The sequence below is a fragment of the Paraburkholderia terrae genome (assembly GCF_002902925.1).
GTDB classification, from domain to species: Bacteria; Pseudomonadota; Gammaproteobacteria; order Burkholderiales; family Burkholderiaceae; genus Paraburkholderia; species Paraburkholderia terrae.
Window position 1 is genome coordinate 2,765,326 of the sequence record NZ_CP026112.1, and the last position, 20,899, is coordinate 2,786,224.

Annotated in this window: 21 protein-coding genes; 9 read left to right on the forward strand and 12 right to left on the reverse strand. The window is 61.8% G+C overall.

Annotated elements, in window-relative coordinates; translation table 11 throughout:
- The first annotated feature begins 87 nt into the window (after positions 1-87).
- The 3 genes from C2L65_RS28715 to acnA are packed head-to-tail and all read left to right on the forward strand — an operon-like array spanning position 88 to position 4,818.
- Positions 88-573: a hypothetical protein gene (locus C2L65_RS28715; protein ID WP_007579555.1), complete on the forward strand. Its 486-nt coding sequence runs from the start codon at positions 88-90 to the stop codon at positions 571-573.
- Between the two features lie 25 nt (positions 574-598).
- Positions 599-2,050, forward strand: a complete 1,452-nt coding sequence (locus C2L65_RS28720) for a bifunctional 2-methylcitrate dehydratase/aconitate hydratase (RefSeq protein WP_042315660.1) — start codon at positions 599-601, stop codon at positions 2,048-2,050.
- Between the two features lie 50 nt (positions 2,051-2,100).
- A complete protein-coding gene (gene acnA, locus C2L65_RS28725) occupies positions 2,101-4,818 on the forward strand; it encodes an aconitate hydratase AcnA (RefSeq protein WP_042315662.1) in 2,718 nt (905 codons plus the stop codon).
- A 110-nt stretch (positions 4,819-4,928) separates the two neighbouring features.
- Here acnA and C2L65_RS28730 read toward each other — a convergent pair whose 3' ends face one another.
- Positions 4,929-5,543, reverse strand: a complete 615-nt coding sequence (locus C2L65_RS28730; RefSeq protein WP_042315664.1) for a LysE family translocator — start codon at positions 5,541-5,543, stop codon at positions 4,929-4,931.
- Between the two features lie 369 nt (positions 5,544-5,912).
- Here C2L65_RS28730 and C2L65_RS28735 point away from each other — a divergent pair, with 369 nt between their 5' ends.
- A complete protein-coding gene (locus C2L65_RS28735) occupies positions 5,913-6,386 on the forward strand; it encodes an Lrp/AsnC family transcriptional regulator (RefSeq protein WP_042315665.1) in 474 nt (157 codons plus the stop codon).
- A gap of 110 nt (positions 6,387-6,496) precedes the next feature.
- Here the strand turns inward: C2L65_RS28735 and C2L65_RS28740 are convergent, their stop codons facing one another.
- The 5 genes from C2L65_RS28740 to C2L65_RS28760 form a co-directional block, all read right to left on the reverse strand.
- Positions 6,497-7,072 (reverse strand): lytic transglycosylase domain-containing protein, encoded by a 576-nt coding sequence (locus tag C2L65_RS28740; RefSeq protein ID WP_042315667.1) that lies wholly within the window; start codon positions 7,070-7,072, stop codon positions 6,497-6,499.
- Positions 7,072-7,869, reverse strand: a complete 798-nt coding sequence (locus C2L65_RS28745) for a TadE family protein (protein WP_042315669.1) — start codon at positions 7,867-7,869, stop codon at positions 7,072-7,074. Before C2L65_RS28745 ends, C2L65_RS28740 begins: the two co-directional genes overlap by 1 nt.
- Positions 7,851-8,201 carry a DUF192 domain-containing protein gene (locus C2L65_RS28750; RefSeq protein WP_042315672.1) on the reverse strand — a complete coding sequence of 117 codons (351 nt, stop codon included), beginning with the start codon at positions 8,199-8,201 and terminating at the stop codon, positions 7,851-7,853. The genes C2L65_RS28745 and C2L65_RS28750 overlap by 19 nt, the downstream gene beginning before the upstream one ends.
- A 444-nt stretch (positions 8,202-8,645) precedes the next feature.
- A complete protein-coding gene (locus C2L65_RS28755) occupies positions 8,646-8,978 on the reverse strand; it encodes an Hpt domain-containing protein (protein ID WP_233446564.1) in 333 nt (110 codons plus the stop codon).
- A gap of 41 nt (positions 8,979-9,019) precedes the next feature.
- Complete coding sequence (locus C2L65_RS28760) at positions 9,020-9,661, reverse strand: response regulator transcription factor (protein ID WP_042315678.1); 642 nt, start codon at positions 9,659-9,661, stop codon at positions 9,020-9,022.
- Positions 9,662-10,034: 373 nt separating this feature from the next.
- Here C2L65_RS28760 and C2L65_RS28765 point away from each other — a divergent pair, with 373 nt between their 5' ends.
- Genes C2L65_RS28765 through C2L65_RS28785 form a run of 5 tightly spaced genes read left to right on the forward strand, consistent with a single transcriptional unit; the run spans position 10,035 to position 15,298 of the window.
- The gene (locus C2L65_RS28765) at positions 10,035-10,766 is read left to right on the forward strand and encodes a TetR/AcrR family transcriptional regulator (protein ID WP_042315680.1); all 732 of its coding nucleotides are present in this window, start codon (positions 10,035-10,037) and stop codon (positions 10,764-10,766) included.
- Entirely contained in the window at positions 10,763-11,737 is a 975-nt protein-coding gene (locus tag C2L65_RS28770) for an HlyD family secretion protein (protein WP_042315681.1), read from the forward strand. The genes C2L65_RS28765 and C2L65_RS28770 overlap by 4 nt, the downstream gene beginning before the upstream one ends.
- A complete protein-coding gene (locus tag C2L65_RS28775) occupies positions 11,734-12,699 on the forward strand; it encodes an ABC transporter ATP-binding protein (protein WP_042315684.1) in 966 nt (321 codons plus the stop codon). The genes C2L65_RS28770 and C2L65_RS28775 overlap by 4 nt, the downstream gene beginning before the upstream one ends.
- Positions 12,696-13,832 carry an ABC transporter permease gene (locus tag C2L65_RS28780; RefSeq protein WP_042315685.1) on the forward strand — a complete coding sequence of 379 codons (1,137 nt, stop codon included), beginning with the start codon at positions 12,696-12,698 and terminating at the stop codon, positions 13,830-13,832. The genes C2L65_RS28775 and C2L65_RS28780 overlap by 4 nt, the downstream gene beginning before the upstream one ends.
- Before the next feature lie 11 nt (positions 13,833-13,843).
- On the forward strand, positions 13,844-15,298 hold the full coding sequence (locus C2L65_RS28785) for an efflux transporter outer membrane subunit (RefSeq protein ID WP_042315686.1): 1,455 nt from the start codon (positions 13,844-13,846) through the stop codon (positions 15,296-15,298).
- Positions 15,299-15,355: 57 nt separating this feature from the next.
- On the opposite strand, the gene C2L65_RS28790 is transcribed toward C2L65_RS28785, so the two are convergent.
- The 6 genes from C2L65_RS28790 to C2L65_RS28815 all read right to left on the reverse strand — a co-directional run bounded on the left by C2L65_RS28790 (position 15,356) and on the right by C2L65_RS28815 (position 20,825).
- Complete coding sequence (locus C2L65_RS28790; protein WP_042315687.1) at positions 15,356-15,607, reverse strand: GlsB/YeaQ/YmgE family stress response membrane protein; 252 nt, start codon at positions 15,605-15,607, stop codon at positions 15,356-15,358.
- A 103-nt stretch (positions 15,608-15,710) separates the two neighbouring features.
- The gene (locus C2L65_RS28795) at positions 15,711-16,244 is read right to left on the reverse strand and encodes a GNAT family N-acetyltransferase (protein ID WP_042315688.1); all 534 of its coding nucleotides are present in this window, start codon (positions 16,242-16,244) and stop codon (positions 15,711-15,713) included.
- A 167-nt stretch (positions 16,245-16,411) separates the two neighbouring features.
- A complete protein-coding gene (locus C2L65_RS28800) occupies positions 16,412-17,251 on the reverse strand; it encodes an ABC transporter permease (RefSeq protein ID WP_042315690.1) in 840 nt (279 codons plus the stop codon).
- Between the two features lie 11 nt (positions 17,252-17,262).
- Complete coding sequence (locus C2L65_RS28805; RefSeq protein WP_416365585.1) at positions 17,263-18,525, reverse strand: ABC transporter permease; 1,263 nt, start codon at positions 18,523-18,525, stop codon at positions 17,263-17,265.
- Between the two features lie 88 nt (positions 18,526-18,613).
- Positions 18,614-19,666, reverse strand: a complete 1,053-nt coding sequence (locus tag C2L65_RS28810) for an ABC transporter substrate-binding protein (RefSeq protein ID WP_042315691.1) — start codon at positions 19,664-19,666, stop codon at positions 18,614-18,616.
- Positions 19,667-19,724: 58 nt separating this feature from the next.
- A complete protein-coding gene (locus C2L65_RS28815) occupies positions 19,725-20,825 on the reverse strand; it encodes an ABC transporter ATP-binding protein (protein WP_042315702.1) in 1,101 nt (366 codons plus the stop codon).
- Between the last annotated feature and the right edge of the window lie 74 nt (positions 20,826-20,899).

The window sequence follows — 20,899 nt, forward strand, 5'->3', positions numbered from 1 at the left end:
CTCGGGGCGCGTGCAGTACCCCGGCGGTTGCGAAATTGCAATCGCGCACTGTTTAAACTCTGAAATTAGATAGAAAGGTTCTCTCCCATGAAAAAACTGCTGATCGCTACCGTTATTGGCGCTCTGTCTTCGACGCTGCTGGTGACGGCGCCCAGCGCGTTCGCACAATCGACCACCACGGCCAAGCCGAAGGCGCCGCAGCCCAAGCGCCTGATCAAGCGCAAGCCGAATCCGGCCAAGGAAGCCAAGGTCGATCCGATTCCGGAAGGTGCGGAAAAGTGGTCGTGTAAGGAAGGTCTGTCGTTCGATCTGAAGGGCGACATGAAGCGCGACCAGATCGTCACCGTCCACTGGGGCAACAAGAACTACAACCTGCCGCGTGAAAACACGACGACGGGCGCGGACCGCTTCCACGACGCAGCAAGCGGCATGGATCTCGTCGTGATCCCGACCAAGGCAATGTTGTTCTCGGACAAGGACAGCTCGCGTCTGGCCGACGAATGCGTGACGGCCGCCATGTCGCAAGGCGCACCGGCACCGACGCAGTCGAACGCCGTCAACAAGGCTCAGTAAAACGGGCCGAACAGGACAAACCTCGATGTCCGCACCGATCTCCAACGTCCGGCCCAATCCGGACACAGTACTGGTCGATATCGTCGACTATGTGCTGGATTACAAGCTCGAGAGCGATCTCGCGCTGGAGACGGCGCGCAATTGCCTGATCGACACGCTGGGCTGCGGGCTCGAGGCCCTGTCTTACCCTGCCTGCACCAAGCTGATGGGACCGATCGTGCCCGGCACGATCGTCCCAAACGGCGCCAAGGTGCCTGGCACGTCGTTCCAGCTGGATCCTGTGCAAGCCGCGTTCAACATCGGCGCCATGATCCGCTGGCTCGACTTCAACGACACCTGGCTTGCGGCCGAATGGGGCCATCCGTCCGATAACCTCGGCGGCATTCTCGCGACGGCCGACTGGCTCTCGCGCACCGCCATCGCCAACGGCAAAAGGCCGCTCGCGATGAAAGACGTCCTGATCGCGATGATCAAGGCGCACGAAATTCAAGGCTGCATCGCGCTCGAAAACTCGTTCAACAAGGTCGGCCTCGACCATGTGCTGCTCGTGAAGCTCGCTTCGACGGCCGTGGTAGGCCAGTTGCTTGGACTGTCGCGCGATGAGCTGATCAACGCAGTCTCGCAGGCGCTTGTCGATGGACATGCGCTGCGTACCTACCGCCATGCGCCGAACACGGGCTCGCGCAAGTCCTGGGCAGCAGGCGACGCCACGTCGCGCGCGGTGCGTCTCGCGCTGATCGCGAAGACGGGCGAAATGGGCTATCCGTCCGTGCTGAGCGCGAAAACGTGGGGCTTCTACGACGTGCTGTTCAAAGGACAGCCGTTCCGGTTCCAGCGCCCGTACGGCTCGTACGTGATGGAGAACGTGCTCTTCAAGATTTCGTTTCCCGCCGAATTCCACGCGCAAACGGCTGCCGAAGCAGCGATGACGCTGCACGAGCAACTGCGCGCGAGCGGAAAGCGCGTCGAAGACATCACGAAAATCACGATCCGCACGCACGAAGCGGCCATCCGCATCATCGACAAAACAGGCCCGCTGAACAATCCGGCCGACCGCGATCACTGTATTCAGTACATGATCGCCGTGCCGCTGATTTTCGGCCGTCTGGCAGCTGCCGATTACGAAGACGAAGTCGCGCGCGACCCGCGTATCGACGCGCTGCGTGACAAGATGGCGTGCGTGGAAGACCCGCAGTTCACGAAGGATTATCACGACCCTGACAAGCGCTCGATTGCGAACGCGCTGACAATCGGGTTCGCCGACGGATCGACGTTCGACGAGGTGGTCGTCGAATATCCGCTCGGTCACAAGCGTCGCCGCGCCGAAGGCATCCCGCTGCTGGTCGAGAAATTCAGGACGAATCTCGCGCGGCGCTTTCCGGCGAAGCAACAGCAAGCGATCCTCGATGTGTCGCTGGACCAGGCAAAGTTAGAAGCGATGCCGGTCAATGAATACGTCGATCTGTACGTCGTGTGAGTTCAGAAACGTAGCAACGTCATTTCCTCGAAAACCCCAGGAAAATTACCATGGCCCACAACCTCCACAAAACGCTCAAGGAATTCGACAGCGGTTCCGGCAAAGGCAAGTTCTACTCGCTGCCGCAGCTTGGTAAAGCACTGAACGTGAAGATCGACCGCCTGCCGGTGTCGATCCGCCTCGTTCTGGAATCGGTGCTGCGTAACTACGACGGCAAGAAGATCTCGGAAGAACACATCGAGCAACTCGCGAACTGGAAGCCGACGGCTTCGCGCGTCGACGAAATTCCGTTCGTCGTCGCACGTGTCGTGCTGCAGGACTTCACGGGTGTGCCGCTGCTGGCCGACATCGCAGCCATGCGCGGCGTCGCGCAGCGCGCGGGCAAGAACCCGAAGTCGATCGAACCGCTGGTCCCGGTCGATCTCGTCGTCGATCACTCGGTGCAGATCGACCACTTCCGCGAGAAGGGCGCGCTGGACCTGAACATGAAGCTGGAATTCCAGCGCAACAACGAGCGCTACCAGTTCATGAAGTGGGGCATGCAGGCGTTCGACACGTTCAAGGTCGTGCCGCCGGGCGTCGGCATCGTTCACCAGGTGAACCTCGAATACCTCGCACGCGGCGTACACAAGAAGGCTGACAACGGCGAATCCGTGTACTACCCGGACACACTGGTCGGCACGGACAGCCACACGACGATGATCAACGGCATCGGCGTGGTCGGCTGGGGCGTGGGCGGCATCGAAGCGGAAGCGGGCATGCTCGGCCAGCCGGTGTACTTCCTGACGCCGGACGTGGTCGGCGTACACCTGAAGGGCAAGCTGCGCGAAGGCGTGACGGCGACCGACCTGGTCCTGACCATCACCGAACTGCTGCGCAAGGAAAAGGTTGTCGGCAAGTTCGTCGAGTTCTTCGGCGAAGGCACGCGCTCGTTGTCGCTGCCGGACCGCGCGACGATCGGCAACATGGCGCCGGAATACGGCGCGACGATGGGCTTCTTCCCCGTCGACGAAAAGACGATCGACTATTTCAAGGGCACGGGCCGCACGGACGCCGAAATCTCCGCCTTCGAAAACTACTTCAAGGCGCAGGATCTGTTCGGCATTCCGGACGCTGGCGACATCGACTATACGAAGATCGTCACGCTGGATCTGGGCACGGTTGCGCCGTCGCTGGCTGGTCCGAAGCGCCCGCAAGACCGCATCGAAATCGGCAACGTGAAGTCCACGTTCACGGATCTGTTCTCGAAGCCGGTCGGTGAAAACGGCTTCGCGAAGAAGTCGGCCGATCTCGACGCGCAGTACACGACGACCAACGGCGTCAACGTGAAGAACGGCGACATCCTGATCGCCGCGATCACGTCATGCACGAACACGTCGAACCCGAGCGTGCTGCTGGCAGCCGGTCTGCTGGCGAAGAAGGCGGTCGAAGCCGGTCTGGAAGTGGCGCCGCACATCAAGACGTCGCTGGCGCCGGGATCGCGTATCGTCACCGAGTACCTGACGAAGACGAACCTGCTGCAATACCTCGACAAGCTCGGCTTCACGCTGGCCGCTTATGGCTGCACGACCTGTATCGGCAACGCGGGCGACCTGACGCCGGAACTGAACGAAGCGATCACGAAGAACGACATCGTCGCGGCAGCCGTGCTGTCGGGCAACCGTAACTTCGAAGCGCGTATCCACCCGAACATCCGCGCAAACTTCCTGGCTTCGCCGCCGCTGGTCGTCGCTTACGCGATCGCGGGCAACATCACGCGCGACCTGATGACGGAACCCGTCGGCAAGGGCACGGGCGGCAAGGACATCTACCTCGGCGACATCTGGCCGACGAGCGAAGAAGTCAACGCGCTGCTGAAGTTTGCGCTGGACGCCGATGCGTTCCGCGCGAACTACGCGCAGCTCACGAAGAAGGGCGACCTGTGGAGCAAGATCGAGGGCGAAGAAGGCCAGGTCTACGACTGGCCGAAGTCGACCTACATCGCGGAGCCGCCTTTCTTCGGCAAGGAATTCTCGATGGAACCGGCTTCGAGCATCGCGGCTGTGAAGGGCGCGCGCGCTCTCGGGATCTTCGGTGACTCGGTCACGACCGACCACATCTCGCCGGCAGGCTCGATCAAGGAAGACTCGCCCGCAGGCAAGTGGCTGAAGGCGAACGGCGTACAGAAGGCCGACTTCAACAGCTACGGCTCGCGCCGCGGCAACCACGACGTGATGATGCGCGGCACGTTCGCGAACGTCCGTATCAAGAACCTGATGATCCCGGCGAAGGCAGACGGCACGCGCGTCGAAGGCGGCCTGACGATTCACCAGCCGAGCGGCGAACAGCAGTCGATCTACGACGCAGCGATGAAGTACATCGACGCCGGCACGCAGACGGTCATCTTCGCGGGCGAAGAGTACGGCACGGGCTCGTCGCGTGACTGGGCGGCGAAGGGCACGCAGTTGCTGGGCGTGAAGGCTGTGGTCGCACGCAGCTTCGAGCGTATCCACCGTTCGAACCTGGTCGGCATGGGCGTTCTGCCGCTGCAGTTCAAGGGCACGGACAGCGTCCAGTCGCTGAACATCACGGGCGAAGAAACGTACGACATCGAAGGCCTCGGCGACGACTTCAAGCCGCAACAGGAAGTCACGCTGGTGATCCATCGCAAGGACGGTTCGGATCAGCGCGTGCAGGTTCTGCTGCGTATCGACACGCCGATCGAAGTCGACTACTACAAGCACGGTGGTATTCTGCCGTTCGTGCTGCGCTCGCTGCTCGCGGCGTAAGTTATCGCTTTGCAGGTGCTGCGTTCTCGTTGAGGACGCAGTGCATTTTAGAGGCCCGGTTTATCCGGGCTTTTTTTTCGGCTGGCGATATAGGGCGGCTGAAGGTCGACTCAGTGAGCGGCGGCCATCAATGCCCCCATTCCCACCAGCAAGGCGCTCGAGACCCGATTGAAGGCCTTCAGGCGACTTGGCCGGCGCAGAAGGGTGCCCAGCCGGTGCGAAAGGAGCGCGTTCGAGATGACCCCCAGTACAAAGAGCAGCGTGAAGGTCGCGGCCAGCACCAGATACTGTTCGCGGGCCGACCACGGCGCGTCCGCGCTTATGAATTGCGGAATGAACGACGGAAAGACAAGCAGCGACTTGGGGTTGAGTCCCGACGTCGCGAAGCCGCGCCAGAACAGGCCGCGCTGCATGTGCTCAGAGGCGTTCGGCTCCGCAAGGCTCGCGGAGCGCCATTGCTTGCAACCCAGATACACGAGGTATGCGGCGCCCGTCCAGCGCATGAACGCCAGCGAATGTTCGCTGACGAGCAGCATCGAGTGCAGGACAAGCGCGGTGAGCACGAGCTGCAGCACGAGCGCGCACGTTGCGCCCCAGACGCATGGCAGCGCCGAGCGCCAGCCGGCCTGCATGGACTGGCCTATCGTCAGCACGTTGACGGGCCCCGGCGAGTAGATCAGTACCAGAGATGCGATGAGGAAAGAAACATAGGGCTGCATAAACATCGTGTTTTCCTTCGTTGCCGGATCGCGTGCTTCGCGTCGGCAAATGCGAGTGAGAGGGACCCGCCGGAGTTCGGTTGGTCGAAAGCTCCCGTGCCCGATACGCGTCTTGCCCGAGCTGTGAAGCCCGATATCGTCAGCGTGGGGCCACCTCGATCGGAGGCGACGAATCATCCGGGCGCGGCTCCTGGCCGCTGCGGAGGACCGAGCCGGTGAGATGGCCGGCAAGGCCGTTCCCGGGCGCGGAAGCATGGTGAAAATATAGGCGTCAGCGCGCTATAAAGGCTTCCGAATTTCCCGTGATTTCTACCGAAATGCGGGACGTTGTTCGGTTAGAATGGAATTCATGTTGATATTCTTCCTTCTATCGCCATGACAACGCGAAATCGTCCACTGGACAACCAGGATCGGAAGATCCTGCGCCAGCTTCAGAAGAACGCACGCCTGACCAATGCGGAACTGGCGGAACTCGTCGGGATGTCCACCACGGCGTGCTGGAATCGCACGCGCCAACTCGAAAACGACGGCTACATTACCGGCTATGTCGCGCTACTCGACCAGAAGAAGCTCGGCCTGGCCGACATCGTCCTGCTAGAGATCACGCTCGATCGCCACGACGAGGATGCCCTGGCGCGCCTTGGCCCCGAACTGGCTGCCTTGCCTGAAGTGCTGGAGGCCTATCTCGTGTCGGGCGAATACGACTACCTCGTGAAAGTGGCCGTGGACGGTACCGCCGGGTACGAGCGATTCCTACGCGACAAGCTGTACCGCATCTCGGGCATCCGCCACAGCCGGTCGATGTTTGCGTTGCGCTGCATGAAGAGCGTTCCGTCGGTACAGGTCTGATTGGCCGTTCTGCGACACCTCGGTAGCCCCTTGCATCCCGCTACCTTCGCTGTGCTGCGTAATGACAAATCAACTGCGACATAGAGGTACCGCTTTTTCACCGCTACGCGCTATCGCCGATAAACCGCCACCCGCTCCATCACCCGCCGAACGTACTTCTGCGTTTCCGCATATGGCGGAACCGTACCGCCGAACTTACGCACCGCCCCTTCCCCCGCGTTATACGCCGCGAGCGCCAGCGACACATCGCCAAACGTCGCAAGCAGCGTATCGAGCAAGCGCGTGCCCGCGACTACGTTCTGGTAAGGATCGAACAGATCGTCCGCGCCTTGCCGTGCGCCTGTTTGCGGCATCAACTGCATCAACCCTCTTGCGCCCTTTGGCGACACGGCAAACGGATCACCACCCGATTCGACATCGATGACAGCCATCAGCAGCGCTTTATCGACACCAATACGCTTCGCGACATCATCAACAAGCGCCGTCCACGCGAGAACTTTCGAACGCGCGCGCTGAGCCTCCAACGGCGCGCCGAACTCGACGATCAACGGCGTATCCGAAACGACACCGACACCCGCATCGGCATCGACGCCCTTCAACCCGCCGATCATCATCTCCACTCGCCCGGACCCGTGCGCATCGCTCACGACACACGCCATCACCCCGAGCAACAGCATTCGGTGCATCAACGCCCCGCCGTCGCATGCACTTCGTTCGCCGCCTCCGCACGAAACGGCGACTGCATCCGCACAACCGCCTCGGATTCCAGCGCAACGGGCCAACGCTGGCTTTGCCATCCATCGGCAAGCGTCGTCCTGCACAAACTGTTGGGCCGCTTCGGCGAGCCGTACGCATCGACGTTCGCTTCTGCAGGCTCGCGCGAAAACACGCCGTTCGTTGCGATATCGCCGATCACATTCGTCGCGTAGTACAGCACCTTGTTTGCAACGGGCACGATCAGATCGAAGCAATAATGCACGCGCAGCTTCAGCAGATTCGCATCCTGCACGTTCACATCCGATTCCGCGCCGTGTGCGGTGTCGCGATACATCAGCATGTCATTGGGAATTTCATCGTGCGTCACGCGTTCAGCGGGATAGACACGCGGACGCGTGAAGTCGCGCATCATCGCCGCCGTCGGGCTGACGATCTCGATCGAGGCCGCCTCGCCCACTGCACGCCGCGCCGCAAGCAACGCCGACTGCACGCCCGTTGCGTCAGCGCTGCGCGCATACAACGGCGCGAGTCCACGCGCGAGTCCCGCTTGCATCACATCCATCGACCCGTGATTGACGGCCCCTTCGCGCGCGGCTTCGAGCACGGCGACATCGAGCGTCGATTTCGCCTGGTACAGCAGCACGAACTGCACGGTCACGAAGCCGAAGAACAGCAGCAGCGGAGCGACGACGAGAAACTCCGTCATCCCCTGCCCCGCCACCCGCCGTTTGCGCATGCCTCGGCACTTCACGTCAGCGCCCTCCATTCGAGCCTGTCGCCGACTTCGATACGCGACGCCTGCGCCGCATGCGCGCGCATCTCCAGCGCCGCTCGCGCACGCCAGCAGACGAGCATGCGAGCGCGGCTCACATTTCGATGAATCGACAGCACGCACCCACGCCTGTCGACAAAGACCACGTCGATCGGGAAACGCATGCCGAACGTATGCACGGCATTGCACGGTTCGAGCCACAGCGCGTGATCCGCATCGAGTGCAACACGTCCAAGCAATCCGCGCATTCGCTCGACCGCCCTGTCCGCGACTTCGACAGCGATACGAGCCAACTCGCCGCGATGAACCAGACGCGCATGCCTCACAGCAGTCCCTCCTGCATGAACTTCATCGCAATCGGAAATCGCGGCCTGGTGAGTGCGCTGCAACGGGCAAGCAGCGCGCGGGAACCTGTCGGCAACGTGTTGATCGACGGACTCGTCGCGCGGATGAGAGCGCAGATGACGGAGCTTGATGGCCACAGTTCGCGGCGGAGAGTCGGACCGTAACACGGCGCGCTCATGACAACAAAAAGCCCGCAGAACGCGGGCCCAAACACCACGAGACACGGTGGAGACGATCTGAGAACCGTGCGCGGTTAGCGCGGCTGGTCGATGTAGCCCCGGGGAAGGCCGCTCAGACACGCTATTGATCAGTATAGGGTGCCGTTTCGTCTTAGCAGGAGAAAATGCCTGTTTCGTCGCACATAAGTATTAATTGCTATACAGCCAACGATAGACACAGCGCCACGCCGCACGCTCTTCGGTCTGTCATGCAAGCAGTGCGTCGAGCTTTTCGTTCAAGGCAGTAATTGCTTCCGTCACGCCCGGCAGCAACGCGACCGCCGTCAGCGTGTCGTGCTCGAGCGCGGCACGCTCCAGACGCAGCGCCAGTGCGGTTTCCCCCCTGCATTGCAACATCCGCAACGAACCCGCCAGACGATGTGCGGCATGGCCCAACTCGTTCCATGCTTCGCTGTTACGGGCTGCGGACATGTAGAGAAGCGTTGCGTGGTTCGTTTCAATGAGCGCGCTCGTCACGTCCCGTGCAACAGCGTGATCGCCGAGCGCGAGCGCATTGATTCGTTCCTGCAGCGCATTCATGTCCACCGCATGGCCGCAAAAACCGCGCGAGCATGCCGCCGTCATTGCCGGGCCGCGGCGATGCCACAGCGCCGCGCGAAATCGACCAGATCGACGAGCGTTGCGACGCCCACCTTGGTCATCAACCGCGTCTTGTGACTGCTGACCGTCTTGTTGCTGATGAAGAGCGCGTCACCGATCGTCTTGTTGGACATGCCCTTGGCGAGCATCTGCAGGATCACCAGTTCCTTGTCGGAAAGCAATTCGAGCTTGCGCTCTTCGACGACGCCCCGTCCAGCCGCGCCGACGCTCGCGGAAGGCGCGACGGGAAACACGCTGTAGCCCGACATGACGGCTTCGACACTGCGCATGATCTCCTTCACGTCTTGCGACTTGCTGACGAAGCCTTGCGCACCCGCGCGCATGGCACGGGACACGAAGGTGGACGCATCGTGGCTCGACAGGATCAGTACGCGCATGGACGGATGCGCGGTTTTCAGGCGTGCGAGCACATCGAGGCCATTTATGCGCGGAATATCCAGATCGAGAATGGTCAGGTCGGGCGCGAATTGACGCGCCATTTCCATTGCGGATTGTCCATTGTCTGCTTCAAATACTTCCTGTGTGCCGAGCAATTGCAACAGATGAGTCTTGATAACCAGCCGAAACGCCGGGTGATCGTCCACTATCAATATAGAAGCCAACTGCCGTTCTCCTGATTTTCTTTTGACTCACGTGTTATCGCGCTGCTCACATGGCGTGTTTATCGACCACATGCCTTTATATACGTCGATTATTCTAAGTCATTATCAACGTGATTATTCTGCGGAATATTCTGCATTCCATATCTTTCTTCACGGCTTTTTTCCAGTTTATTTGTTATTCAATTCCCAATATTGCTCGCGGCATGAAAGGGTATATCAGACGAGCGAAATTTCGCTAGTTCATGGCGAAGCGCACTGCGGCGCCGCTCGCCTGCCATGGGTGATGACTTGCAACATCCCGTGCGAGGCGAGTTGTCGTACTCGAGGTAAACCCGCTTGAATTTAACTAACTCGTCAATTAAGCTTGCGTCCCATGAACATGAAACGTCAACCGGCCAAACCGCGCGGGCGCCGCCCCGCCGTCGAGAATTTCGACGTGCGCGAGCATCTGCTCGATACCGCCACGCGCCTTTTCTCGGAGCGCGGCATCTCGGCCACCACCGTCGCGCAGATCGCCGCCGCCGCGGAAGTGACGTCCGCGCTCGTGCATTACTACTTCACGAATCGCGAGACGCTGCTCGACGCGATCGTCGAAGAGCGGCTCGCCCCGTCCGTCGGTTTTGTCTGGAGCGCTGCCGGAGAGGATTCGAGCGACGATCCGTTCGTGATGGTGGCCGAGTTCGTCAAGCGTCTGTTTGACGTGACGGGCCGCATGCCGTGGCTGCCGCCGCTCTGGCTGCGCGAGGTCGTCAACGAAGGCGGGATGCTGCGCGATCGCATGGTCACGCGCATTCCGTTCGACAACATCAAGCGGTTCGGCGCCCGCATCAAGGAAGCGCAGCACGCAGGCGCGGTGAATCCCGAGCTAGAGCCGCTGTTGATGTTCAACTCGCTCTTTGCGCTCGTGATGCTGCCGCAAGCGGCCGCGAAGATGTGGCAAAGCATTCGAGGCTTTCCGGCTATCGAGCGCGACACGCTGCAGCGGCACGTTACGGCCCTGCTGCTCGGCGGCATGAATCCGCCGGCGGAGCGCGCCGCACGCAAGCCGGCCGCGAAAAAAGCGGACACCGCGACACGCCGCCCATCCACGAGGTCCAGCTCATGAAGCATTCACGTTCATCCGCGCGCGTCGTACGGGTTGTTGCCGCGCTCATGGCATGCGGCGTGCTCGGCGCGTGCTCGCATCGCGCCGACAATACGTGGCAAGGCTACGTCGAAGGGGAATTCGTGTATCTCGGCTCGTCGCAATCGGGCAAGCTGACAAAACTCGACGTCGCGCGCGGCGATCAGCTCACCGCGAATGCCCCCGTTTTCGCGCTCGAATCCGTCGACGAAACAGCCGCGCTGCAACAGGCGCAACAACAGCTCTCCGCCGCCCGCGCGCAACTGGCGGACATCCAGACAGGCAAGCGCCCGCCGGAAATCGACGTGACGAAGGCGCAGCTCGCGCAGGCCGTGGCGAACGCGCGCAAGGCCGCGCTGCAATTGACGCGCGACGAAGCGCAGTATCGCGTGGGCGGCATTCCGAAGGGACAGCTCGACGATACGCGCGCCGCCGCCGACGCCGCCAATGCGCAGGTGCATGAGTTGACGCACGAAGTCCAGGTCGCGCGGTTGCCGGGGCGCTCGCAGCAGTTGCTCGCGCAGACCGCGCAGGTCGAAGCGGCGCAGGCGGCCGTTGCGCAGGCGCAATGGAAGCTTGACCAGAAGCGTGTGAACGCGCCCGCCAAAGGCCGCGTCTACGACACGCTGTACCGTGTCGGCGAATGGGTGCAGGCGGGCAACCCCGTCGTGCAGATGCTGCCGCCGCAAAACGTGAAGGTGCGCTTCTTCGTGCCCGAAACCGTGGTCGGCTCGCTCGCCCCCGGCCGCGCGCTGACGGTCCATTGCGACGGCTGCGCGTCGGATATCGACGCGAAGATCACGTACGTGTCGAGTTCGTCGGAATACACGCCGCCCGTCATCTATAGCAACGAGAGCCGCGCGAAGCTCGTCTTCATGGTCGAAGCGCATCCTTCCGTCGACGACGCGCCGCGCCTGCATCCCGGCCAGCCTGTTTCGGTGACCTTGCGATGAGCACGCAGAGCGGGGCGCAAGGTTCGGCGGAAGGCTCGCTCGCCATCGACGTACACAACCTCAACAAGCACTTCGGCGACAAGCACGTTGTCAACGACGTCACGCTGCAAGTCGCGCACGGCGAAATCTTCGGCTTTCTCGGCCCGAACGGCAGCGGCAAGACGACGTCGATCCGCCTGATGTGTGGCCTGCTCACGCCGGATTCCGGCAGCGGCACCTGCCTCGGCTACGACATCGTGCGCGACAGCGCGCAGATCAAGCGCAACGTCGGCTACATGACGCAGCGCTTCTCGTACTGGGAAGACATGACGATCCGCGAAAACCTCGATTTCGTCGCGCGTATCTATCAGATGCGCGACCGCAAGGAGAAGGTGGATCGCGCGCTCGAAACGCTCGGCTTGCAGACGCGCGCGGACCAGATGACAGGGGCGCTGTCGGGCGGCTGGAAGCAACGGCTCGCGCTCGCCGCCTGCATGCTGCACGAACCGAAGCTGCTGCTGCTCGACGAACCGACAGCGGGCGTCGACCCCACTGCGCGCCGCGACTTCTGGGAAGAATTGCACCGGCTCGCCGCGCAAGGCATTTCGGTGCTGGTCAGCACGCACTATATGGACGAAGCGGAGCGCTGCCACAAGCTCGCGTATATCGCGTACGGCAAACTGCTCGCGCAAGGCACGGCACAGCAGGTGATCGATTCGCAGGCGCTCGCCACGTGGGCGATTCACGGCGAGCGTCTGACGCAGCTGTCCGAACAGTTGCGCAAGACGCCTGGCGTCGATCAGACCGTCGTATTCGGCTCCGCGCTGCACGCAAGCGGCCACGACCACGCCGCCCTCGAAAAGGCGATCCGACAGGTAACGTCCGGCCTGCCCATGCGGATCGAGCCGATCCAAACCGGCCTCGAAGACGTCTTCATCTACATGATGAGCCGCTCGGCCGATAACTACGGGAAGCCATCGTGAACCGTCTATTCTCCGTGACGCGCTGGTGGGGCATCGTCCTCAAGGAGTTCATCCAGTTGCGGCGCGACCGCATCACATTTGGCATGATCGTCGGCTTGCCGATTCTTCAGCTCGCGCTGTTCGGCTTTGCGATCAATACCGACCCGAAGCATCTGCGCACGGCTGTCGTCATCAGCGAGCAGAGCCAGTTCTCGCGCAGCTTCGTCGCGGCGATGAAGAACTCGGACTACTTTCATATCGTCGATACGCTGCCCGACGACGCCGCGGCACGCGAGGCGCTGGCACGCGGCGACGTGACCTTCGTCGTGTCGATTCCCGTCGATTTTTCGCGGCGGCTCTTGCGCGGCGAACGGCCCGCGCTGCTCGTCGAAGCCGACGCCACCGATCCAACCGCGACACAGGCGCCGCTCGCCGCGCTGCCCGGTCTCGTGCAGTCTGTCGCGGACAAGGACATCACCGGGCCGCTTGCGCATCTGAACGGCGCGCCCGCCGCGTTCGACGTGCAGATCCACAAGCTGTACAACCCCGAGGGCGTTACGCAGTACAACGTCGTGCCGGGCTTGATGGGCACGATCCTCACGCTGACGATGGTCATGATGACGGGCCTCGCGATGACCCGCGAACGCGAGCGCGGCACGATGGAAAACCTGCTCGCGACACCCGTGCTGCCGATCGAGGTGATCGCGGGCAAGCTGGTGCCGTACATCGCAATCGGGCTCGTGCAGGCGTCGATCATTCTGGCGGCGGCGCGCTATGTCTTCAACGTGCCGTTCGTCGGCAGTCTGATCGCGTTGTATATCGCCGCGCTGCTCTTCATCGCGGCGAACCTGACGGTCGGCATTACGTTGTCGTCGATTGCGCAGAACCAGTTGCAGGCGATGCAGCTCACCATCTTCTACTTTCTGCCGAGCCTGCTGCTGTCGGGTTTCATGTTTCCGTTCGCAGGCATGCCCGTGTGGGCGCAATGGATCGGCAATCTGCTGCCGCTCACGTACTTCAACAGGCTCGTGCGCGGCATTCTGCTCAAGGGCAATGGCTGGGTCGAACTGTGGCCATCTGTGTGGCCCGTCGCGATCTTCACAGCCGTCGTGTTGGCCATTGCCGTGCGTTTCTATCGGCGCACGCTGGATTAGGAGGCTCGACGATGAAACACTACGTGCTGTTATCCGCGCTCGCGCTGTGCGGCTGCGCGGTCGGCCCCGACTTTCACGCGCCCGCCGCGCCCGATGCCCAGTCCTACACGCGTGAAGCGCTGCCCGCCGCGACGCAGGCCGGAGGTATCACGCAAACGCTCGTCGCCGCGAACAACGCGCTGCCCGCATGGTGGATGCAGTTTCACTCCGACGCGCTGAACCGTCTCGTCGACACGGCGCTGCAACACAGCCCGACACTCGACGAAGCGCGCGCGAAACTCGTCGAGGCGCGCGAGAACTACATCGCGCAAGCGGGCGCGACCGAGTTCCCCACCATCGATGCGACGCTGTCCGGCACGCGGCAAAAGGTGAATCCCGCTGCGTTCGGCATTCCGAACGTGCCGAACCCCGGGCCGTTCACGCTGTTCAATGCGTCGGTGAGCGTGTCGTATGCGCTCGATATTTTCGGCGGCAACCGGCGCGCGCTCGAAGCCTTGCTCGCGCAAGTCGATTATCAGACGTATGAGCTCGATGCCGCGCGCCTGTCGCTGGCGGGCAATGTCGTGTCAACGGCGATCCGGCGCGCGTCGCTGCAACAGCAACTCGCGCTGACCCAGCAACTCGCGGATGCACAGGCGCATCAACTGACGATCGTCGAAGGACGGTACGCGGCGGGCGGCGTCGCGCAACTCGACGTGCGAACACAGCGCACGCTGCTCGCGCAGACGCGCGCGCAGATTCCGCCGCTGACGACGCAACTCGCGCAAGCCGATCATCAGCTCGCGATTTTGCTCGGCGTCGCGCCGTCGCAAGCGGATTTCAACGAGATCACGCTCGATGCGCTGCATCTGCCCGACACCGTACCCGTCACGCTGCCGTCGACGCTCGCGCGCGAACGGCCAGACATCCGCGCATCGGAGGCGCTGTTGCATCAGGCTAGCGCGAATGTCGGCGTCGCGACGGCGAACCTGTATCCGCAGTTCATCGTGTCGGCGGGGATCGGGTCGGAGCGCACGCGCATCGAAGATGTCGTCAACAGCCTGAACGTGTGGAACCTCGGCCTGAATCTGACGCAGCCGATCTTTCATGGCGGCGAGCTACGGGCGAAGAAGCGCGCCGCGCAGGCTGCTTATGATGCGGCGTTTGCATCGTATCGGCAGACGGTGTTGCAGGCGCTCCAGCAAGTCGCCGATACGCTGCACGCGTTGAATGATGATGCGCGCGAACTGCAGGCTCGCGATGACGCGGCGTCGGAAGCGCAGGCAAGCGTAACGATCGCGCAGGCACAGTATGCGGCGGGCGGCGTCAGTCAGTTCAGCTTGATCGATACGCAGCGCCAGGCGTTGCAGACGGCGCTCGACAGGACGCGCGCACAGGCTGATCGTCTTGCGGATACGGCGGCGCTGTTTCAGGCGCTGGGCGGGATGACGCCGGGGGCGTCGGCCGATCAGACGGCGAAGCGATAGTGCAGAGATGAAAAACCCGGCCGGAGCCGGGTTTGTTTTTCGCGCGTCGAATTTAAATCAGCCGCGCCGGAAAAGCCGGATGACGAACAGCAGGATCACAGCGCCGATGAACGCCGTGATCGTCGAACCGATCCATCCGCTGCCAAGCGAGATATGCAGCACGCCCGACAGCCAGCCGCCGATAAACGCGCCCACAATGCCGACGACGATATCGAGGAGGACGCCATAGCCGCTGCCCGACACCAGCACACTAGCAAGCCAGCCCGCGATACAGCCGATGATCAGCCAGGCAATGATTCCGTGTTCCATAGTTTTCTCAGGTTTCCACTGTGAGTGATAAGGGCTGTAGTTTTAACGCAGCGCTCGACCTGAGTTGTCAACGTTTGTCACGGCTTGGAGCGGTTGTTGAGTGCTACGCAGCGGTATTCTCGCCATCCAGAAACAACACCATGTTCTCTTCATCGAAGTAACGCCCGTTCACGCACATCGCGCGGTGCTCAACGCCATAGCCAGTAAACCCACTCGTCATATAAAGCCGCCGCGCACGATGGTTCTCGGTATTGACGCGAAGATGAATCTGCCGCATGCGCATCGTGCGCGCATGCGTCAACGCGGCCCCGAGCAATTCGCGCGCGACGCCCACGTTCCGATACAGAGGATGAACGAACAAGCCCCACAGCACGCCCTTGTGACGTAACTGCGCGTAAGGCTCCTGTTTGAGACCGGCGATTCCGATCAGCATGTGCTGATCGAATACGCCGAACACGATCTGTTCAGGCGTCTGCCGTATTTGCGCGGCGACAGCGTCGAGCGGCCGCGTGCGCTCTTCTTCGAGGGTCGGCCAGATCGCCGATGGGGAATCGTCGATGGCCTTGAGCCGCAGTTTTGTGAACGCAGCGGCGTCGGTTTCGTTCAAAGACCGAAGTGTCAGAGCCTCGCAAAGCATTGCTTCATAATTCCAGAAAGTGTCCGATAGCGAGCTATACAGGAACTTTCAGGTCAACTAGAGAAGCTCTGACAATTTATGACAAACGCGCGTGAAACGCGCAATCGTGGGAGCGGTCGCAGCGCTGGTAGACGTGCGACCGCAATGACATAACTCAGCGAGTTTGCTCACGCCGCCACCGCCCGCGCCGCATTCCTTCCACGCAACCATTCGAGCGCAAGCAGCAAGCAGGTCGAGAACACGATAAGAATCGTCGCCAGCGCGGCGATGGTCGGGCTGATGTTCTCGCGGATACCCGTGAACATCTGCCGCGGCAACGTCGTCTGATCGGCGCCCGCGAGGAACAGCGTGACGACCACTTCGTCGAACGACGTCGCGAATGCGAACAGCGCGCCTGAAATCACGCCCGGCGCGATCACCGGCAGTGTGATACTGAAAAAAGTCTTCACCGGGTTCGCGCCGAGCGACAGGCTTGCCCGCACGAGGTTGTAGTTGAAGCCCTGCAATGTAGCCGCCACCGTCGTCACGACGAACGGCACGCCCAGCGACGCATGCGCCATGATCAGGCCGATATATGTATTGGCCAGTCCCAGCGGCGCAAAAAACAGATACATGCCGACGCCGACCACAACGACGGGCACGATCATCGGCGAAATCAGAATCGCCATCAGCAGCGCCTTACCCTTGAAGTTCGCCTTCGTCAAACCGATCGCCGCGAGCGTGCCAAGCACCGTTGCCAGCACGGTCGCCGACGGCGCGACGATAAAGCTGTTCTTCGCGGCCATCCGCCATTCGTCGGAGGCGATCAGGTTCTGATACCAGCGCAGCGACCAGCCCGGAATCGGATAGACGAGAAACGTACTCGATGAAAACGACAACGGCACAATCGCGAGCACGGGCAGGATCAGATACAGCAGCGTCAACACGGCAAGCCCGCGCAACGTGAAATACCACACGCGCTCGACTATCGACGTATGCGGCGCGAACATCGGTTTGGCAAATTTCATCGCGTCGCTCCTCAACCAAGGCTCACGTTCGAACGCGTAAAGCGTCCGTAGATCACATACAGCACGAGCGTCGCCGCGAGCAGCAGCCCGCCGAGCGCGCACGCCATGCCCCAGTTGATCGTCACGTTGGTGAAGTACGCGACGTAATAGCTGACCATCTGATCGTTCGGTCCGCCGAGCAGCGCCGGCGTGATGTAGTAACCGATCGCGAGAATGAACACCAACAGCGCACCCGCGCCGATGCCCGGATAAGTCTGCGGCACATACACGCGCCAGAACGCCGCGAACGGATGCGAGCCGAGCGAAATGGCCGCGCGCTGATAGGTCGGCGGAATCGACTTCATCACGCTGTACAGCGGCAGGATCATGAATGGCAGCAGAATGTGCGTCATCGAGATATAGACGCCGACGCGATTGAACAGCAACGCCAACGGATCGTGTATCAGGCCCGAGCCGATCAGCGCCTTGTTGACGAGACCTTCGCTTTGCAGAATCACGATCCACGCGGCGACACGCACGAGGATCGACGTCCAGAACGGAATCAGCACGAGGATCATCACGAGATTCGCGCGCCGTTCATTGAGCGTCGAAATCCAGTACGCGAGCGGATAACCGAGCAGCAGCGCGAACACCGTCACCGCGAAACCGATCACGAATGTGCGGCTGAACACGGCGAGATAGATCTGCTGCTCGGGGTCGGTCGGAATGATGTGGCCGAACGCGTCCTGCTTGTGATCCAGCGAGGCGAGCAGATAGAACGGCGAAATCGTGCTGCCGTTTTTGGCAATCGCTTGCCAGTATTTCGCATCGCCCCAACGTTCGTCGACTTCGAGAATCTTCGCCTTGACCTGCGCGGGCGGCAGCGCGTGGCCCGCGTCGTCGTTCAGCGGCATCGCGCGCGCCGTCTTCGCGACGAGCGAGCGATAGCCAGGAATCTCCGTGTTCAGGCGCCGCGCGAGCGCGCCCATTGCTTCGCCATCGGCTATAGCGGTGAGATCGGTGGCGAGCGCGGCGTACGCGGCGTCATTCGGCGCAGACTTGCGATCCCAGTCGCGCAGCGCCGTCACCGTATGCGGCAATGCTGCCGCGATCTCGGGGTTCTGGACGGCGCGCGTCAACAGCGCGCCGATCGGCACGACGAAGATCAGCAGCAGAAAAATCGCGAGCGGGGCGATCAGCAGCAGCGCCATCGCGCGCTTCTTCGCTTCGGCGGCTTTCAGCTCGCGCTTGAGTTTGTTGGTCGACTCGGGGGCCGGGTCGGCGGCGATCGTGATCGTCGTCACAGGTTTCTCCTGCGTCAAAGCAACTTGCTACAGCGATGCGGCTTCCCTGTGCGGATGCCGCATCGCATTCACCTCAGACTTACTTCGATGCCCACGACGAGAAGCGCTGTTCCAGCTCATCACCGTGATCGGTCCAGAACGTCAGGTTCTGCAGCACCGCGTTCTTGCCGTTGGCGGGCGAGTTCGGCAGATTGGCGAGCGTCTTCGCGTCGAGCGACTTGATCGCCGATTCATTCACCGGGCCATACGCGATGTGCTTCGCGTATTCCTGCTGCGGCTTCGACGAGATCGTGTACGCGATGTACTTCTCGGCCAGCGCCTTGTTCGGCGTGCCCTTCGGCATTGCCCAGTAGTCGAGGTCGTAGATGCTGCCGTTCCACACCACCTTCAGGTTCTTGCCTTCCTTCTGCGCGGCATCGATACGGCCGTTATATGCCGTCGACATCACCACGTCGCCCGCGACGAGGAATTGCGGCGGCTGCGCGCCCGCTTCCCACCACTGGATATTCGGCTTCAGCTCGTCGAGCTTCTTGAATGCGCGGTCCTGGCCTTCCTTCGTACCAAGAACCTTGTAGACGTCCTTCGGCGCGACGCCGTCGGCCATCAGCGCAAATTCCAGGTTGTAGCGCGCGCCCTTGCGCATGCCGCGCTTGCCCGGGAATTTCTTCGTGTCCCAGAAGTCAGCCCAACTTGCCGGCGCCGTCTTCAGCTTGTCGGCGTTGTACGCCATCGCCGTCGACCACACGAAAATGCCGACGCCGCACGTTTGCGGCGCTTCGGGAATCAGATCCGACTTCTTGCCGAGCTTCGACCAGTCGAGCTTTTCGTACAGGCCTTCGTCGCAGCCGCGGCCGAGGTCGCCCGATTCGACTTCGACGACGTCCCAGTTCACATGCTTTGCTTCGACCATCGCCTTCACTTTGGCCTGCTCGCCGTTGTATTCGACAGCCGTCACTTTCGAGCCGCTTTGCGCCTCGAACGGCTGGTTGAATGCGGCCTTCTGCGCGTCGCCATTCGCGCCGCCGAAGTTCACGACCGTCAGTTCCGCCGCGTTCGCCTGAGCAACGGCGCCGAGCGCGATGAGGACAGCGCCGACAGCCACGGCACAGCGCGATTGCACGATCTTCTTCATGATGGTTCCTCTTTGGTGTGATGAACTGCTTACGACGTGGACGTTGTTGTGTTTCTACTCACGCGAACACGCGCAGATGCTCCGGCGCGAATTCGAGCGCGACGGGCGCACCCGGCGCGAAACCGTCGAGTGCTTCCGTGCCGAGCGGCACCTTCACGAAGCACTCGTCCTGTTGCGGCAAACCACAGCGCATGCGCACGTGATCGCCGAAATAGATGAGCCCGCGCGCTTCGCCCGCCACCGCATTCGCGCCCGGCTTCGCTCCGCTCACTGCGCCGGGTGCGAGCTTCATCCGCTCCGGCCGGATGCACGCGACGCCTTGCGCGCCCGCTTGCGCGCCACCGATATTCCGCCCGACCAGGCGCGTTCCGTCGATCAGGTGAAACTCGCAGTAGTCGCCGTCGACATTCGCAATCGTGCCGCGCAGCCGGTTGCTATCGCCGATGAAGTTCGCGACGAACTCGTTGCATGGCGCCTCGTAAAGACTGTTGACGGTATCGAGTTGCTGGACGATGCCCTTGTCGAACACAGCGACGCGGTCGGACATGGTCAGCGCTTCGCCCTGATCGTGCGTCACGTAGACGAAGGTAACGCCGAGCTTTTCGTGCAGCGATTTGAGTTCGTATTGCATGTGCTCGCGCAACTGCTTGTCTAGCGCCCCGAGCGGCTCGTCCATCAGCACGAGTTTGGGTTCGAACACAAGCGCGCGCGCGAGCGCGATACGCTGCTGCTGGCCGCCCGACAACTGCGCCGGATAGCGCTTCGCAAAGCCTTCCATGCGCACCATCTTCAGCGCGTTGTTGACCTTGTGCGCGCGTTCGTCGGCGGGGAGCTTGCGCACTGTCAGCGGATACGCGACGTTCTGCTCGACAGTGAGATGCGGAAACAGCGCGTAGTTCTGAAACACCATGCCGATGTTGCGCTTGTGCGGCGGCACGTTGTTGAGCAGTTGTCCGTCGAGCCAGATCTCGCCGCCCGTCGGAAATTCGAAGCCTGCGAGCATCATCAGGCAGGTCGTCTTGCCGGAACCGGAGGGTCCGAGCAGCGTGAGGAATTCGCCTTGATAGATGTCGAGATCGAGTTGCTTGACGACGAGCGTTTCGCCGTCATACGTCTTGCGCACACCCCGAAAGCTGACGATTACGTCTTCGGTTTTCATCGTGTCCGTCTCCATGCTTTAGCTGCATCTCTACGGGTTTCTACGCACATTTGGTTCCACCCGTTTTAACGATT